This is a genomic window from Bradyrhizobium sp. CCGB12 (genome assembly GCF_024199845.1).
In the GTDB taxonomy this organism is placed as follows: Bacteria; Pseudomonadota; Alphaproteobacteria; order Rhizobiales; family Xanthobacteraceae; genus Bradyrhizobium.
This window is the reverse complement of the sequence record NZ_JANADO010000001.1, coordinates 6,211,478-6,226,319: the sequence shown is the minus strand read 5'-3', so window position 1 is coordinate 6,226,319 and position 14,842 is coordinate 6,211,478. Positions and strand designations below refer to the sequence as shown.

The following is a 14,842-nucleotide window of genomic DNA, read 5'->3' as shown; positions in this document are numbered from 1 at the left end:
ATGTGACAGCTAGGCCTTGCTTCGATTTTTCAAACGCCCGACGCCCTGCCCCCAGCGCGTCGGGCGGAAAGATTGACTATCAATCGGTGATCCCAACGCCGTCTGTTGTGACGCGTCTCTCGCCGCTTTTCCACTCCGGGAAACTACCGCATCGGATCGTGTGTGGCGCTATGCAGTGCCGCCAGGCTCCAGCGCCTCGCCCATCTCCAGCGGGTGGGCCATGGTCTCGTGCAGCGCCTCGCGGTCGAGCTCGCCTTCGGACATGCTGATGACGACGCAGGCGACGCCGTTGCCGATCAGATTGGTCAGCGCGCGGCACTCGCTCATGAACTTGTCGATGCCGACGAGGATCGCAATCGACTGGATCGGGATGTCAGGCACGATCGAGAGCGTCGCGGCGAGCGTGATGAAGCCGGCGCCGGTGACGCCCGAGGCACCCTTCGAGGTGATCATGGCGATGCCCAAAATACCGAGCTCCTGCCAGATGGTCAGATGGGTGTTGGTCGCCTGCGCCAAAAACAGCGTCGCCAGAGTCATGTAGATGTTGGTGCCGTCGAGGTTGAAGCTGTAGCCGGTCGGGATCACGAGACCGACCACCGAGCGCGAGGCGCCGAGATGCTCCATCTTCTGGATCATCTGCGGCAGCACCGTCTCCGACGAGGAGGTGCCGAGCACGATCAGCAGCTCGTCCTTGATGTAGGCGATGAAGCGCAGGATCGAGAACCCGGCGAGCCGCGCGATCGAGCCGAGCACGATCAGCACGAACAGGATGCTGGTCAGATAGAACGTGCCGATCAGGGCGGCGAGGTTGAGCAGCGAGCCGAGACCGTAGGCGCCGACGGTGAAGGCCATGGCGCCGAACGCGCCGATCGGTGCCACGCGCACGATGATGCGGATGATGCCGAAGAACATCTTTGCGGCCTTGTCGATCGCCTCTGCGATCGGCTCGCCGGTCTTGCCGAGGAAGGCGATGGCGAAGCCGGAGAGGATCGAGACCAGCAGCACCTGGAGGAGGTCGCCGCGCGCAATCGCGCCCACATAGCTGTCGGGAATGATTGCCATCAGATGGGCGACGATGCCCTCCTCGTGGGCCTTGGTGACATAGGTCGCGACCGATTTCGGATCGATGCTGGCGGGATCGATGTTGAAGCCGTGCCCGGGCTGGAGAATTTCGCCGACCAAAAGGCCGATGGCGAGCGCGACGGTCGAGACCGTCTCGAAATAGATCAGCGACTTCAGCCCGACCCGACCGACGCGCTTGAGGTCGCCCATCGAGGAGATGCCGTGCACCACGGTGCAGAAGATCACCGGCGCGATCATCATCTTGATCAGCGCGATGAAGCCGTCGCCGAGCGGCTTTAGGGCTTTGCCGAGATCGGGATAGAAGTAGCCGACGAGCACGCCGAGCGCGATCGCGATCAGGACCTGGATGTAGAGGATCTTGTACCAGGGCTGGTGTCGGCGGAGGACGGCTGGCTGGATCGCGACTTGTGTCATAGAGTGTGCCCCGGAACGTATTGATCTTGCAGGATTTGGATCTTGCAATGCTTTGCATCATGTGATGGCCGCTGCAGAAGCGACAATCACATTTTTGTCGGATCGCACGAAGATCGATCGCTGCAATTGGGGGGAACATGGCGACTGCAACCGACTCCGACGGCCAAGCTGAAGGCTATTTTCCGCGTTGGAAACTCAAGACCTCGGGCGTGATCATGCCGGAGGAGCGGCTGTCCTGGGGCCAGACCGTCGTCTCCGGTCTCCAGCATTGCGTCGCAATGTCGGGTTCGACGATCATCGCGCCGCTGCTGATGGGGTTCGATCCCAATGTTGCGGTCCTGTTCTCCGGCGTCGGCACGCTGATCTTCTTCGTCATTGTCGCGGGGCGCGTGCCGAGCTATCTCGGCTCGAGCTTCGCATTCATCGCCGTCGTCATCGCCGCCACCGGTTATGCGGGGCAGGGACCAAATCCGAACCTGTCGGTTGCGCTCGGCGGCATTGTCGGAGCCGGCGTACTGTACGGCTTGATTGCGCTGGTCGTGATGTGGTCAGGGGTTGGCTGGGTCGAGAGGCTGCTGCCACCGGCCGTCACCGGCGCCGTGGTCGCCGCGATCGGCCTCAACCTCGCGCCCGTGGCGGTCAAGGCGGTGAGCGCCAACGCGTTCGACACCTGGATCGGGCTCGCGACCGTGCTGATGATCGGCGTGGTGGCCGTTGCCGCACCTGGCCTGTGGCGCCGCCTGCCGATCATCCTTGGCGCAATCGGCGGATATCTCTTGTACTTGCTGTTCGCGAACGGCCTCGGTTTTGGCAAGCCGATCGACTTCGCGCAACTCTCGGCCGCGCCGTGGTTCGGCCTACCCAACTTCACTGCGCCGACCTTTCAGGCCGATGCAATCTTCCTGATCGCACCGGTTGCGGTCATCCTCGTCGCCGAGAACCTAGGTCACATCAAGGCCGTCGGCGCGATGACGGGCCGGAGCCTCGATCGCTACCTCGGCCGCGCCCTGTTCGCAGACAGCCTCGCGACCATCGTGGCGGCCTGCGGCGGGGGCACAGGCGTTACGACCTACGCCGAGAATATTGGCGTCATGGCGGCGACGAAGGTCTATTCCACCTTGTTGTTCGCCTTCGCGGCCACGGTGTCGATCCTGCTCGGCTTCTCGCCGAAATTCGGCGCGCTGATCCTGTCGATCCCGGGTCCCGTCATCGGCGGCCTCTCGATCGTGCTGTTCGGGTTGATCGCGGCGATGGCCGGTCGGATCTGGGTCGAGAACAAGGTCGACTTTGCAAATCCCGCGAACCTGATTACCGTCGCGGTGGCGCTCACCGCAGGCGCCGGCGATCTCACGCTCAAATTCGGCGCGTTCACCATCGGCGGGATCGGCACCGCAACCTTTGGCGCCATCATCCTGTACCAAATCCTGACATTGACGCGCGGCCGCCGCGCCGAATGAATCGCAGCAATGCGTTATGAGATGGAACAAAGGCACCAGTTCCGTCGATGATCAGGCATCCCGGAGATCACTCATGCCACAAATCGATCGCTCCACCTCCTTTCAATCGCGCCTCGTCGGCCAATACGCGCTTGTGACTGGCGCCTCACAAGGCATCGGCCGCGCTGTCGCCATCCGGCTCGCCCAGGAGGGTGCGACTGTCGCCATCAATTATGTCGATCACCCTGAAAGGGCCGAGGAGACGCTCGCGCTCGCGCGCACGGGATCGAGCGATCGCGGCCACGGCAAGCTCGATCATCTCGTCGTGAAGGCCGATGTCAGCAATGAGCGGGCGGTCGCTGCGATGTTCGAGACCATCCTGGCGCGCTGGAAGCGCCTCGACTGTCTCGTCAACAACGCCGGCTTCCAGCGGGAATCGCCGAGTGATGCGCTCGACGTCGAAACCTATCGCCGCATCATCGACGTCAATCTCAACGGCGCTGTGCTCTGCGCGCAGAAGGCGCTCGCCCATTTCGTCGCGCGTGGCGGAGGCGGCAGCATCATCAACTGCTCCAGCGTCCACCAGATCATTCCCAAACCCGGCTATCTCGCCTATTCGATCAGCAAGGGCGGCATGGCCAATCTGACGCGGACGCTAGCGCTCGAATTCGCCGGCCAAGGCATTCGCGTCAATGCGGTTGGCCCCGGCGCGATCGACACTCCGATCAATGCGGCCTGGACCGGGGATCCCGAGAAGCGCGGCGTCGTCACCAGCCACATTCCGCTCGGCCGCGTCGGCACGCCGGAAGAGATCGCCGCCGTGTTCGCCTTCCTCGCTTCGGACGAAGCGAGCTACATCACCGGACAGACCATCTATGCCTGCGGAGGCCTGACGCTGTTTCCCGAGTTCAGGGAGAATTGGGCGAGCTGATGCGCATCGGCGGCAGCCCGATCCAGCTTGCAATAACCAGATCCTGGTCGCGAGGCACGCCTCTCGCTCGGCCTACGGGGCTACCCATGCCCTGCGCGGAGATGCCGGTTCGGGCCGGGTAGGGCTATGCGGCGCCGTGTGCTATCGACCGCGGACGACGCTGTCGCTATTGGCAAGCGTCGGCACAAGAAGGGCTCGTGACCACAACCATAAACATCAATGCCTACAGTGACGCACTGGTGGTCCTCGGTACTGCCGGCGTCGTGGTGCCAATTGTCCGTCATTGGGGCATCAATCCTGTGCTGGGCTATCTCGGCGCCGGCGCCATTCTCGGCCCGCTCGGGCTCGGGTCGCTCGTTCAGGAACTCCCGTTCCTGTACTGGTTCACGGTGACGGACGCGCGGAACGTCGAGGGTATCGCCAATCTCGGCATCGTATTCCTGCTATTTCTGATCGGGCTCGAGCTGTCCTTCAGGCGGCTCGCCACGATGCGACGCCTGGTGTTCGGGCTTGGCGGCCTGCAGGTGCTGGCGACCTCAGCCATGATCTTCGGCGCGACGCTTCTCTTCGGGCAGAACTCCGATACCGCCGTCATCCTTGGCGCGAGCCTTGCGCTGTCCTCCACGGCGATCGTGCTTGAGCTTTTGTCCACCGAGAGGCGGCTTGCGACCACCGCCGGTCGTGCCAGCTTCTCGGTGCTGCTGGCCCAAGACCTTGCGGTGGTTCCCATCCTCGTCTTCGTCTCGGTGCTCGGCGCCGGCAGCGGTGGCTCCGTCGTGACGCATATCTCCAGTGCGATGTTGAAGGCTGCGCTGGCCGGCGCCTTGCTCATCGTGCTCGGACGGTTGCTGCTGCGTCCGCTATTCCAGATGGTTGCGCGCACCCATTCGACGGAGTTGTTTGTCGCCGCGACCTTGTTCGTCATCGTCGGCGCAGGCCTAGCCGCGCACCAGGCCGGCCTGTCGATGGCGCTCGGAGCATTCGTTGCAGGCCTGATGCTGGCGGAAACGGAGTATGGCAAGGCCATTGAGGCCACGGTCGAGCCCTTCAAGGGCCTGCTGCTGGGCATCTTCTTCTTCACCGTCGGGATGGCCATCGACTTCCGCGTCTTCATGCGCGAGCCCGTTTGGCTGCTGGCCGCCGTTATCGGCATTCTGGCCGGCAAGGCGATCGTGCTCATCATCCTGGGCCGCCTCTTCAGACTCTCGTGGCCGGCGGCGATCGAAATCGGCTTCTTGCTGGGGCCAGTCGGCGAATTTGCCTTCGTAAGCATCGGGATGGCGGCGGCGCTCGGCCTGATCGAGCCTCGCGTGTCGAGCTTTGCCGTCGCCATCACCGCCGTGACGATGGCCTTGACGCCGCTTTTGGGTGTGCTCGGACGACGATTGGCCGCGAAGCTGGGTAACGAGCGCACCCTCGATCCCGAACTGGCGGTTCGGCCGCCCGGCGACCGGGCGCAGGCCATCGTGGTCGGCTACGGCCGCGTTGGGAAAGTCGTCTGCTCGCTGCTGACCAGCCATGACCTGAACTACATCGCGGTCGATCACGAGGCAGTCGCCGTGGCACGCGACCGCCGCGACGGTCACAAGGTCTATTTTGGTGATGCGACAGAACCGGGTTTCCTCGAAGCCTGCGGCCTGATGCAGACGACCGGTGTGATCATTACCATCCAGTCGCGACCAGCGATCGACGCCGTGGTCGGGCGGATCCGCGCGGTGCGGCCGGACGTGCTGATCGTTTCACGTGCGCGGGACGCCGATCATGCCCGCCATCTCTATGCGATCGGCGCAACCGATGCGGTGCCGGAAACCATCGAGGCAAGCCTGCAGCTTTCGGAGGCGGCACTGGTCGGCCTCGGGGTTGAGGTCGGGCATGCGATAGCCTCGGTGCACGAGAAGCGGGACGAATTTCGGCTGACGCTGCAGCAAGCCGCCCGCATTGCAGGACAAGAGCAAGCTCGTCCGCTCGATCTCACAGGGCGCCGGTCCCCGCGATAGCCGGCCATGCGCGGACTGTCGTGGTCTGGCAAAATTCGCCCGCACGGACTACATCTGCGCCATGACGAATGCTCCACTGGGAATCCCTCCGCTGCAGGATTTCATCGGCCGGCACGAACGTCTGTTCGTGCTCACCGGCGCCGGCTGTAGCACCAATTCGGGCATTCCCGACTATCGCGATAGCCACGGCAACTGGAAGCGGACCCAGCCGGTCAACTTCCAGGCCTTCATGTCGGACGAGCACACGCGCCGGCGCTATTGGGCGCGCAGCCTGATCGGCTGGCGGCGGTTCGGCCAGGCGAGGCCGAACGATGCGCATCATGCGCTCGCCCGGCTCGAGGCCAACGGCCGGTGCGGGATGCTGCTGACCCAGAACGTCGACCGCCTGCATCAGTCCGCCGGCCACCGGCAGGTGATCGACCTGCACGGCCGGCTCGATCTCGTCCGCTGCATGGGCTGCGGCCGCAAGACGCCGCGGGATGAGTTTCAGCGTGTTCTTGCTCGCGCGAATGCGGCGTGGCTGACGCTCGATGCCGCCGATGCACCTGATGGCGACGCCGATCTGGAGCATGAGGATTTTTCCTCCTTCGAAGTGCCGGCCTGCGAAGCCTGCGGCGGCATCCTCAAGCCCGACGTCGTGTTCTTCGGCGAGAACGTTCCTCGCGACACCGTCGCCACCGCGCAGGATCACCTGGCGCAGGCCGATGCCATGCTCGTCGTCGGCTCCTCGCTGATGGTCTATTCCGGATTCCGCTTCGTGCAGGCTGCCGCGCAGCGCAATATTCCGATTGCGGCGGTCAATCTCGGCCGCACCCGCGCCGACGATCTCCTGACGCTGAAGGTCGAGGAGCGCTGCGAGGCGGCGCTGGCATTTTTGCTCTGAGCGGGCCGCGCCGCGAGCACTCTCCTGTCGCATAGGTGCCACGCAAAGGGGGCCGAAGGCTTCACCATTTGCACCGCCCCTGGTATGAAAATTGCTGCGGTTTCGACCGCAATTTGGCGATCAGCTCGGAGTGTTCAGGAATGCTTGAGGGGGCCGAAGTACGGCTTGCCGTTGATATCGGTGGCACGTTCACCGACATCGTGCTGGACGTGGGGCAGGATCGCAAGACGCGCAAGGTGCTGACGACGCCGCAGCGGCCCGAGCAGGCGGTGATGGACGGAATGCGCCTCATCCTCGCTGACGCGCGCGCACATATGAGCGACATCGACGTCTTCATTCACGGCACCACGCTCGCGACCAACGCGATCATCGAGCGCCGGGGCGCGAAAACCGCGCTGATTGCGACCGACGGATTTCGCGATGTGCTCGATATCGGCACCGAGAGCCGCTACGACCAATATGATCTCAGCATCGACAAGCCGAAGCCGCTGGCGCCGCGGAGCCTGCGTTTCACCGTGCCCGAGCGCGTCGACGCCCATGGCGCCGTTCGCCTCCCCCTGGACGAGGCATCGGTGCGTGCGCTCGCGCCAAAACTGCGTGAGCTGGGGGTCGAGAGCGTCGCGATCGCCTTCCTGCACTCCTACGCCAATCCCGAGCATGAACGCCGCGCCGCGGCGATCATCAGTGAGGAGATGCCCGGCATCTCAGTGACCGTGTCGTCGGCGGTGTGTCCGGAGATCCGCGAATATGAGCGCACCTCCACCGCGGTTGCCAACGCCTATGTGCAACCCCTGATCGACGGTTATCTCGCCCGCATGGCGGACGCCCTGCAGGTCGAGCAGTTCCGCGGCGCGATCTATCTCGTCACCTCCGGCGGCGGCGTGACGTCAATCGAGACGGCGCGGCGTTTTCCGGTGCGTCTCGTCGAATCCGGTCCTGCCGGCGGCGCCATTTTCGCGGCGCAGATCGCGGCTCGCCTCGGCGAGAGCAAGGTGTTGTCCTTCGACATGGGCGGCACCACCGCAAAGATCTGCCTGATCGAGAAGTATCAGCCCGAGACCTCGCGCGTGTTCGAGGTCGATCGCGCCGCGCGCTTCCTCAAAGGGTCCGGCCTGCCGGTACGTATCCCCGTCATCGAAATGGTCGAGATCGGCGCCGGCGGCGGCTCGATCGCGCATGTCGACGCGATGAAGCGCGTGACCGTCGGCCCGGAGAGTGCCTCGTCGGAGCCGGGGCCGGCCTGCTACGGTCGCGGCGGCCAGCGTCCGGCGGTGACGGATGCGGACGTGGCGCTCGGCATGATCGATCCTGATACCTTTGCGGCCGGCACGATCAAGCTCGACCCGGAACTGTCGAAGCAGGCGCTGCTGCGCGACGTCGGCGAGGCGCTAGGCCTGTCGGCAGAAACCGCCGCCTATGCCGTTCACGAGGTCGTCTGCGAAAACATGGCGAGCGCGGCGCGAGTGCATGCGGTCGAGCGCGGTGCCGTGGTCGGCCAGCACACGCTGATCGCCTTCGGCGGCGCTGCGCCGCTTCATGCGGCGCGCGTCGCCGAGAAGATCGGAGTCTCCCGCGTGATCGTGCCGTCGAATGCCGGTGTCGGCTCGGCGGTCGGCTTTCTTGCCGCTCCCATCGCCTATGAGCTGGTGCGCAGCCGCCATGTCCGCCTCGATGATTTCGACACCGAGGCGGTCTCCGACCTCTTGCAGGAGATGGCGAGCGAAGCGCGTGCGCTGGTCGAGCCGGGCGCGGCCGGCGCGCCGGTGCGCGAGCGTCGCGCCGCCTTCATGCGCTATGTCGGCCAGGGTCATGAGATCTCGGTCGAGCTGCCGAACCGGCGGCTGACGACGGCCGATCTCGCTGGCCTGCGCCAGAAATTTGAGGCGGACTATTCCGCGATGTTCGAGCGGCCGATCCCGGGCGCCGCAATCGAAGTGTTGAGCTGGTCGGTGCTCGCGACCACCGAGGCGCGCAATCCGCCCGCGGTCACAGCCGTCGCGCGCAAGCCGGCCGGAAAGGCAATCGGCAGCCGCAAATTCTTCGACGGCCGTGCAGGCGAGGCGATCGAGATCCCGCTCTATCGTCGCGAAGACATGGTGCCGGGCGCGACCATTGCCGGCCCCGCCGTGATCGCGGAGGACGAAACCTCGACCTTCGTCTCCACCAGTTTTGACGCCCATATCGACGGTGCCGGCAGCATCGTCATGGAACGAAAGGCGGCCTGATCATGAGCAAGGCAAGCGGCGCGAGCCTGATCGATCTCCAGATCATGTGGCACCGGCTGATCGCCGTGGTCGAGGAGCAGGCGCAGGTGCTGCTGCGCACCGCCTTCAGCCCGATCGTGCGCGAATGCGGCGACCTCTCGGCCGGCGTATTCGACCTCAAGGGGCGGATGCTGGCGCAGGCGGTGACCGGCACGCCCGGCCACGTCAACTCGATGGCGGAATCGGTCAGGCACTTCATTGCCCACTTCCCGATCGAGACGATGAAGGAGGGCGACGCCTACATCACCAACGATCCCTGGATGGGCACCGGCCATCTCAACGATTTCGTCGTCACCACGCCCTGCTTCAAGGATGGCAAGCCGGTCGCGCTGTTTTCCTGCACCAGCCATCTCATGGACATTGGCGGCATCGGCTTCGGCCCTGATGCCACCGACGTGTTCATGGAGGGGCTCTACATCCCCATGCTGAAGCTGATCGACCAGGGCGTCGTCAACGAGACGCTGATGGCGATGATCCGCACCAACACGCGGTTGCCTGTTGACACCGAGGGCGACACCTATTCGCTCGCCGGCTGCAACGACGTCGGCTGCGAGCGCCTGGTCGAGATGATGAACGAGTTCGGCATCGACGCGCTCGACGAGCTCGGCGATTACATCTGCGACCGCTCGCGCGAGGCCGTGCTGGCCGAGATCGCGAAACTGCCGAAGGGAAGCTGGCGCAACACCATGGTCGTCGACGGCTACGACGCGCCGGTGACGCTTGCCGCGACCTTGACGATCTCGGATGAAGGCATTCACGTCGATTTCGACGGCACCTCCGCCGCCTCGAAATTCGGCATCAACGTGCCCTTGTCCTACACCACGGCCTATACCGTGTTCGGCCTCGGCTGCGTCGTCGCCTCGCAGATCCCGAACAATGCCGGATCGCTCTCGCCGCTGACGGCGTCGGCACCCCCTGGCGCGATTCTCAATGCGCCGAAGCCGGCGCCAGTCGCCTCGCGCCACATCATCGGCCAGATGCTGCCCGACGTCGTGTTCGGCTGCCTGCGCCAGATCATCCCCGAGCGCGTGCCCGCGGAAGGCACCTCTTGCCTGTGGAATCTCGTCGTCCGCGGCCAGACCCACTCCGGCGCCGGCGGCAATTACGGGTTCTCGATGGCGGTGACTTCCAATGGCGGCACCGGTGCGCGCTTCGGCAAGGACGGCCTGTCGGCGACCGCTTACCCAAGCGGCGTGCGCGGCACGCCGGTCGAGATCGCGGAGACACAGACGCCCTTGGTCTTCTGGCGCAAGGAGCTGCGCCCGGATTCAGGCGGAGCAGGGCGCACCCGCGGTGGCCTCGGCCAGATTATCGAGGTCGGCAGCGGCGTCGATGCGCCGTTCGACATCCTGGCCGCGTTCGACCGCATCGATCATCCGCCGCGCGGGCGGGATGGCGGCCGGGACGGCGAGGCCGGCTATGTCGGCCTCAAGTCCGGGAAGAAGTTGCGTGGGAAAGGCTTTCAGCAGGTGCCGCCGGATGATCGGCTGGTGGTGATGACGCCGGGCGGCGCCGGCATCGGCGCGCCCGGTGAGCGCGATCGCGCATCCGTGAAGGACGATGTCGAAAGCGGCCTCGTGTCTGCCGACAACGCCGCCGCCACGTACGGATACGCGCGGCGCTAGAGCCTTTCATTGCTTAATTGAATCGGAGGGGATTCCGGTTTTTGGCGGATTGTGATTCAAGATGCTGACTGGATTGGAGGCCAGCATCGCATGACCCGACCTCTTTCCCTGGATCTTCGCGAGCGTGTGGTGGCTGCGGTTTTGGCGGGCGAGAGCTGCCGGTCTGTGGCGGAACGGTTTGGTGTTGCGGTCTCGTCGGTTGTGAAGTGGTCACAGCGGCAGCGGGCGACCGGCTCGGTTGTGCCTGGCAAGATGGGCGGTCACCGCAAGCCTGTGCTCGATCCGCACCGCGCCTTCATCGTCGAGCGGATCACTCAAACGCCGCACCTGACGCTGCATGGTCTGAAGGCGGAACTGGCAGCCCGTGGGGTCAAGGTCTCACACAACGCGGTCTGGCTGTTCCTGCGCCGGGAAGGGCTGCGGTTCAAAAAAAACACTGTTCGCCCTCGAACAGGCTCGCGCCGACGTCTCGCGTAGGCGCCAGCGTTGGCGATCCTGGCAGGCCGGACTTGATCCGGGCCGGCTCGTCTTCATCGATGAGACCTGGATCAAGACCAACATGGCCCCTTTGCGGGGCTGGGGCCCCAAAGGGGCACGCCTGCGCGGCTTCGCCCCACACGGTCACTGGCGTACCCTCACATTCCTCGGCGCGCTCCGCCATGACCAACTCACGGCACCCTGCGTCTTCGACGGCCCGATCAACGGCGAATGCTTCCGCGCTTATGTGAAGCACCTTCTCCTGCCAACCCTGCGCGAAGGCGACATCGTCATTCTCGACAATCTCGGAAGCCACAAGTCCAAAGCTGTCAGGCAGATGATCCAGGCTGCTGGCGCCAGGCTCTGGTACCTGCCGCCATACTCGCCCGACCTCAACCCGATCGAACAGGCCTTCTCCAAGATCAAACACTGGATGCGGCAAGCTCAGAAGCGCACCATCGAGGACACTTGGCGCCACATCGGTCACCTCGTCCACGACATCCAGCCTCGCGAATGCGCCAACTACTTCGCCAACGCCGGTTACGCTTCAGTCAAAATGTGAAACGCTCTAGCGCTGCCGCATGCACCGCGGCCGGCCGCTATCCGCCGCAATCATTCGGCGGTGCCTTGCCGGTAAAGCGGTCGGTCATCCAGTTCACCGCGGCCATGGTGCTCGCCTGTGCGGCGCGGTCGTGTCCGACGTTGGGAAGGGTGACCATTTTCACGGGATTGCCCGCCTTGCACAGCCGGCCCATATAGGCGCGCGTCACCGTGGGCCGGATGATCTGGTCGACGGTCCCTTGAGCGAGGAACACAGGCATGCCGGCGGGCAATGTGCCGGCGCTGTTCTTCTCCAGCAGCGAGCGCCAGGGCTCGCGCTTGGTCGGATCCGGCACGGCCAGAAAATATTGTTGGAGCGGCCGCTCGGTGCGCTGCCGGATGAAGATATCGAAGGGACCTTCGATGCATTCGCGCGCCAGCCGGTCGATTACCGGCAGTGCGCGCGGATCGACGACACCGTCGAGCGCGGCGTCGTAGACGCGATGCCATGACCATAGCGTCATTGCGGTGATGTTCTTGCCGCCGATTGAATTGATGTCGTCGCTCATCAGCGTGGCGAGATCCGTCGCAGGCGCCGCAGCGGCAACGCCGCGCAGTTGGAGATCGGGCGCGTAGGTCGGCGCCAGCTGCCCGGCGAACAGCACAGCCTGTCCGCCCTGCGAGTGCCCCCACAAGGTAAAATCCTTAGCCCCGCCGGCGCCCGGCAGATCGCGCGCGACGCGCACGATGTCGAGCACGGCGCGGCCTTCGCTCTCGCCGACGAGATAGGGATGCGGCCCCGGCGTGCCGAGCCCGGGATAGTCGGTTGCCGCGACGATGTAGCCGCGTGCCACCATCGAGCGCAGCCCCTGGATCTGCTGGAACAAGAAGATCGCGAGCGACGGCGCGCAGCGCGGCACGACGCCTGACGTCGGGTGCGCCCAGGCCACGATCGGACGGCCACCGGGCGGCGGCGGGCCCTGTGGCACGATGACGACGCCGGAGACCAGAATGGACTCGCCCTTCAATCCGGTCGAGCGGTAGAGCACGCGAAAGGCCGAGGCGCCGAGCGGCGCGCCGTCCATTGGCTCCTGTCGCACGAGGCTGCCGGGCGGACCGTCCGCGAGCGATGCCGGCGCGTCGTAGAAGGGCGATTGCGCGCGTGCCGCCACCAACCCGGCGAACATGACGAGTGCGGCCATCGCCGCGCCGCCGAATGGGCCCAGCATCTGCAAGCCGGTCCTGCGCATGGTCACATCCCGTACAGGATTTTCAGCTCGCCGCTGGCGCGCAGCGCGAGCGTCATGCCGTCGGTCAGCAGTAGTGCCTTGTCGAACTGAATCGAAGACAGCTTTCCTTCCATGCGAAAGCCGTCCTTGAGCGGCCGCGTCAGTCGCTGGTTCGCCGCCATCAGCAGGTTCTGGTAGGAGACGCCGTAGTCGATATTCACGGCCTGCTTCAATTGCGCGATGATCTGTTGCAGTGTTGTGTCGGTCTGTCCGCCGTCCTGTAAGGCGACGTCGAGATCGCCAAGGCCGATGCTCTTATTCCCGTCGTCGACCTTGAGCGCAGCAGCGAGATAGCTCCATTGCCCCGCATTGGGATCGCTGTCAGAGGTGTTCGCAAGACGAAGGCCGATCACAAGCCTGCCCGTCGACGGGTAGACCTGCACCTCGCGCAGCTTCGTGTCCTGCGCCGGCAGCGCTGCGATCGCCTGGCTGATCTTATCCTTGATCGCATCATAGCCGATGCGGACGGGGAGGATGACGTCGAACGTGCCCGGTGCGGCTACGTCGGTGCCAAGCGACGGCAGCGGCGTCGGCACGACGCTCGCGGCTTGCTGTCCGATCGACGTCAGAGCGGTGCCAGAGAGCTCGAGCGAGCCCGATAGGACCTTGTCGTTGGCGCGAACCCCGGCGAAGGCTGCATTCTGTGGCGTCACTTGCAGCCAGACCGGCGGCTCGTCGGCGAGCTTCATCGGTTCGAACGCATGGATCCAGGCCGCGGCTGCCTTGTCGCGCAGATTGAGTTTCCTTGCTGCGGCCAGTGCACGTGATCGCACACGCGCGAGCTGGGTTCGGACGCGCGGCTCGACGTAGGGCGCAAGATCGACCTCGCGGCCGAGCACGTGCAAATAGGGTGCTTCGCTCCAATGGAAGGAGTCGCTGAAATTCAGGTCGAGCGACCAGTCCTTGCGCAGCGCGGGCCGTGCCTCGGCCTCGATCGTCGCGCGCGCTTCGGTCTGGCCGCGGATGCGCGCGGTGAAGCGGTTGGCGCCCTGGCCTTCGGCCGCGCCGTAGATCGAGACTGCACCATAGACGCGATCACCGCGGCCATAGAGCGAGACACCGCTGGTGCGATTGACGAAGCCAAACACGTCGCAATTGGCGTTGACACGGAACATCAGTACGCGGCGGTGCACGCAGTTGACGCGCTCGTCGATGGCGGCGAGCCGCCTGGGAATATCCTGCTCGATCGCCTTGGCGAGCGCCGGCAGACCGAACTCGATGGTTGCGGACACCCGCGAGGTCGTGGCGAGCGGCGCCGGCGGATCGGGAGCGAGCGGCGGCTTGTCGGCGGCGAGCGCGGCTTGCGCGAGTGCGGTGAGCACGAGCGCAACAAAGCCGACACGTTTCCTCGAATGAACAATCCGAAAAGGATCGGGCATTGTTCTTATTCCAGCTTGGCCCTGCTTCGCGCTCAGGTCGCCGGCAGCGGTGCCGTTCGGTCATCAGAGCAAAATCGCGGAAGAAGAGGCGGTCAGTCGATCAATTATTGCTTGTACTCAATGGTCGGATATCGCGGAGCCTGTATGACGCGGCCTTGCACTTTGAGCAAGGCCTTGTCTATCGGTCCGGTATGATGGTGGTACTTGAATTGCTCAAAAGAGATCGACGCCGCTCCGATCCAAATGACCACACGACAAAGCTTCTCCGCGGGCGCTGCGACGCTCGAGTTGAATCTGCTCGTCGAGACGAACGGTCAGCGCAGCTGACGTTTCAAATTCCTGCCGCGCGTCAAATTTGCACCGGACGCGCATTCCATCTTTTCGCTTTCCATCATCCGGCGTACTCTATGAGAGCGAGCAGAAGCGCAACAACAACCAGTCCAGTCATATAACTCCCTTTGGCGATGTCCGCCGAGAGAGAGCGAGACCTGTTGGCAGCTCGCATGCAATGGAGAGGAACGGGC

The 14,842-nt window shown here is 64.7% G+C and carries 10 protein-coding genes; 7 read left to right on the top strand and 3 right to left on the bottom strand.

Features of this window, described 5'->3' with window-relative positions:
- Positions 1-168: 168 nt before the first annotated feature.
- Complete coding sequence (locus NLM27_RS28495) at positions 169-1,497, bottom strand: dicarboxylate/amino acid:cation symporter (protein WP_254146443.1); 1,329 nt, start codon at positions 1,495-1,497, stop codon at positions 169-171.
- Positions 1,498-1,634: 137 nt separating this feature from the next.
- On the opposite strand from NLM27_RS28495, the gene NLM27_RS28490 reads away from it, so the two are divergent.
- The 7 genes from NLM27_RS28490 (at position 1,635) to NLM27_RS28460 (ending at position 11,672) form a co-directional block, all read left to right on the top strand.
- Positions 1,635-2,954, top strand: a complete 1,320-nt coding sequence (locus NLM27_RS28490; protein ID WP_254146442.1) for a solute carrier family 23 protein — start codon at positions 1,635-1,637, stop codon at positions 2,952-2,954.
- 73 nt (positions 2,955-3,027) lie between these two features.
- The gene (locus tag NLM27_RS28485) at positions 3,028-3,864 is read left to right on the top strand and encodes an SDR family oxidoreductase (protein ID WP_254146441.1); all 837 of its coding nucleotides are present in this window, start codon (positions 3,028-3,030) and stop codon (positions 3,862-3,864) included.
- Between the two features lie 197 nt (positions 3,865-4,061).
- Entirely contained in the window at positions 4,062-5,861 is a 1,800-nt protein-coding gene (locus tag NLM27_RS28480) for a cation:proton antiporter (RefSeq protein WP_254146440.1), read from the top strand.
- 61 nt (positions 5,862-5,922) lie between these two features.
- Positions 5,923-6,744, top strand: a complete 822-nt coding sequence (locus tag NLM27_RS28475; protein WP_254146439.1) for an NAD-dependent protein deacetylase — start codon at positions 5,923-5,925, stop codon at positions 6,742-6,744.
- A gap of 140 nt (positions 6,745-6,884) precedes the next feature.
- Positions 6,885-8,969: a hydantoinase/oxoprolinase family protein gene (locus NLM27_RS28470; RefSeq protein WP_254146438.1), complete on the top strand. Its 2,085-nt coding sequence runs from the start codon at positions 6,885-6,887 to the stop codon at positions 8,967-8,969.
- A gap of 2 nt (positions 8,970-8,971) precedes the next feature.
- Positions 8,972-10,633 carry a hydantoinase B/oxoprolinase family protein gene (locus NLM27_RS28465; protein WP_254146437.1) on the top strand — a complete coding sequence of 554 codons (1,662 nt, stop codon included), beginning with the start codon at positions 8,972-8,974 and terminating at the stop codon, positions 10,631-10,633.
- A gap of 90 nt (positions 10,634-10,723) precedes the next feature.
- A protein-coding gene (locus tag NLM27_RS28460) for an IS630 family transposase (protein WP_254141712.1) occupies positions 10,724-11,672 on the top strand; the annotation gives its coding sequence in 2 pieces (ribosomal slippage) (positions 10,724-11,059 and positions 11,061-11,672; 948 coding nt in all).
- Positions 11,673-11,709: 37 nt separating this feature from the next.
- Here NLM27_RS28460 and NLM27_RS28455 read toward each other — a convergent pair.
- Positions 11,710-12,900, bottom strand: a complete 1,191-nt coding sequence (locus tag NLM27_RS28455; RefSeq protein WP_254146436.1) for an alpha/beta fold hydrolase — start codon at positions 12,898-12,900, stop codon at positions 11,710-11,712.
- Positions 12,901-12,902: 2 nt separating this feature from the next.
- Positions 12,903-14,318 (bottom strand): DUF4403 family protein, encoded by a 1,416-nt coding sequence (locus NLM27_RS28450; protein ID WP_254146435.1) that lies wholly within the window; start codon positions 14,316-14,318, stop codon positions 12,903-12,905.
- Positions 14,319-14,842: the final 524 nt, after the last annotated feature.

What these genes read in the sequence shown, in the direction of transcription:
- NLM27_RS28495 (WP_254146443.1), bottom strand. Translation starts at nt 1,497, where the DNA reads ATGACACAAGTCGCGATCCAGCCAGCCGTCCTCCGCCGACACCAGCCC.
- NLM27_RS28490 (WP_254146442.1), top strand. Translation starts at nt 1,635, where the DNA reads ATGGCGACTGCAACCGACTCCGACGGCCAAGCTGAAGGCTATTTTCCG.
- NLM27_RS28485 (WP_254146441.1), top strand. Translation starts at nt 3,028, where the DNA reads ATGCCACAAATCGATCGCTCCACCTCCTTTCAATCGCGCCTCGTCGGC.
- NLM27_RS28475 (WP_254146439.1), top strand. Translation starts at nt 5,923, where the DNA reads ATGACGAATGCTCCACTGGGAATCCCTCCGCTGCAGGATTTCATCGGC.
- NLM27_RS28470 (WP_254146438.1), top strand. Translation starts at nt 6,885, where the DNA reads ATGCTTGAGGGGGCCGAAGTACGGCTTGCCGTTGATATCGGTGGCACG.
- NLM27_RS28465 (WP_254146437.1), top strand. Translation starts at nt 8,972, where the DNA reads ATGAGCAAGGCAAGCGGCGCGAGCCTGATCGATCTCCAGATCATGTGG.
- NLM27_RS28455 (WP_254146436.1), bottom strand. Translation starts at nt 12,900, where the DNA reads ATGCGCAGGACCGGCTTGCAGATGCTGGGCCCATTCGGCGGCGCGGCG.
- NLM27_RS28450 (WP_254146435.1), bottom strand. Translation starts at nt 14,318, where the DNA reads ATGCCCGATCCTTTTCGGATTGTTCATTCGAGGAAACGTGTCGGCTTT.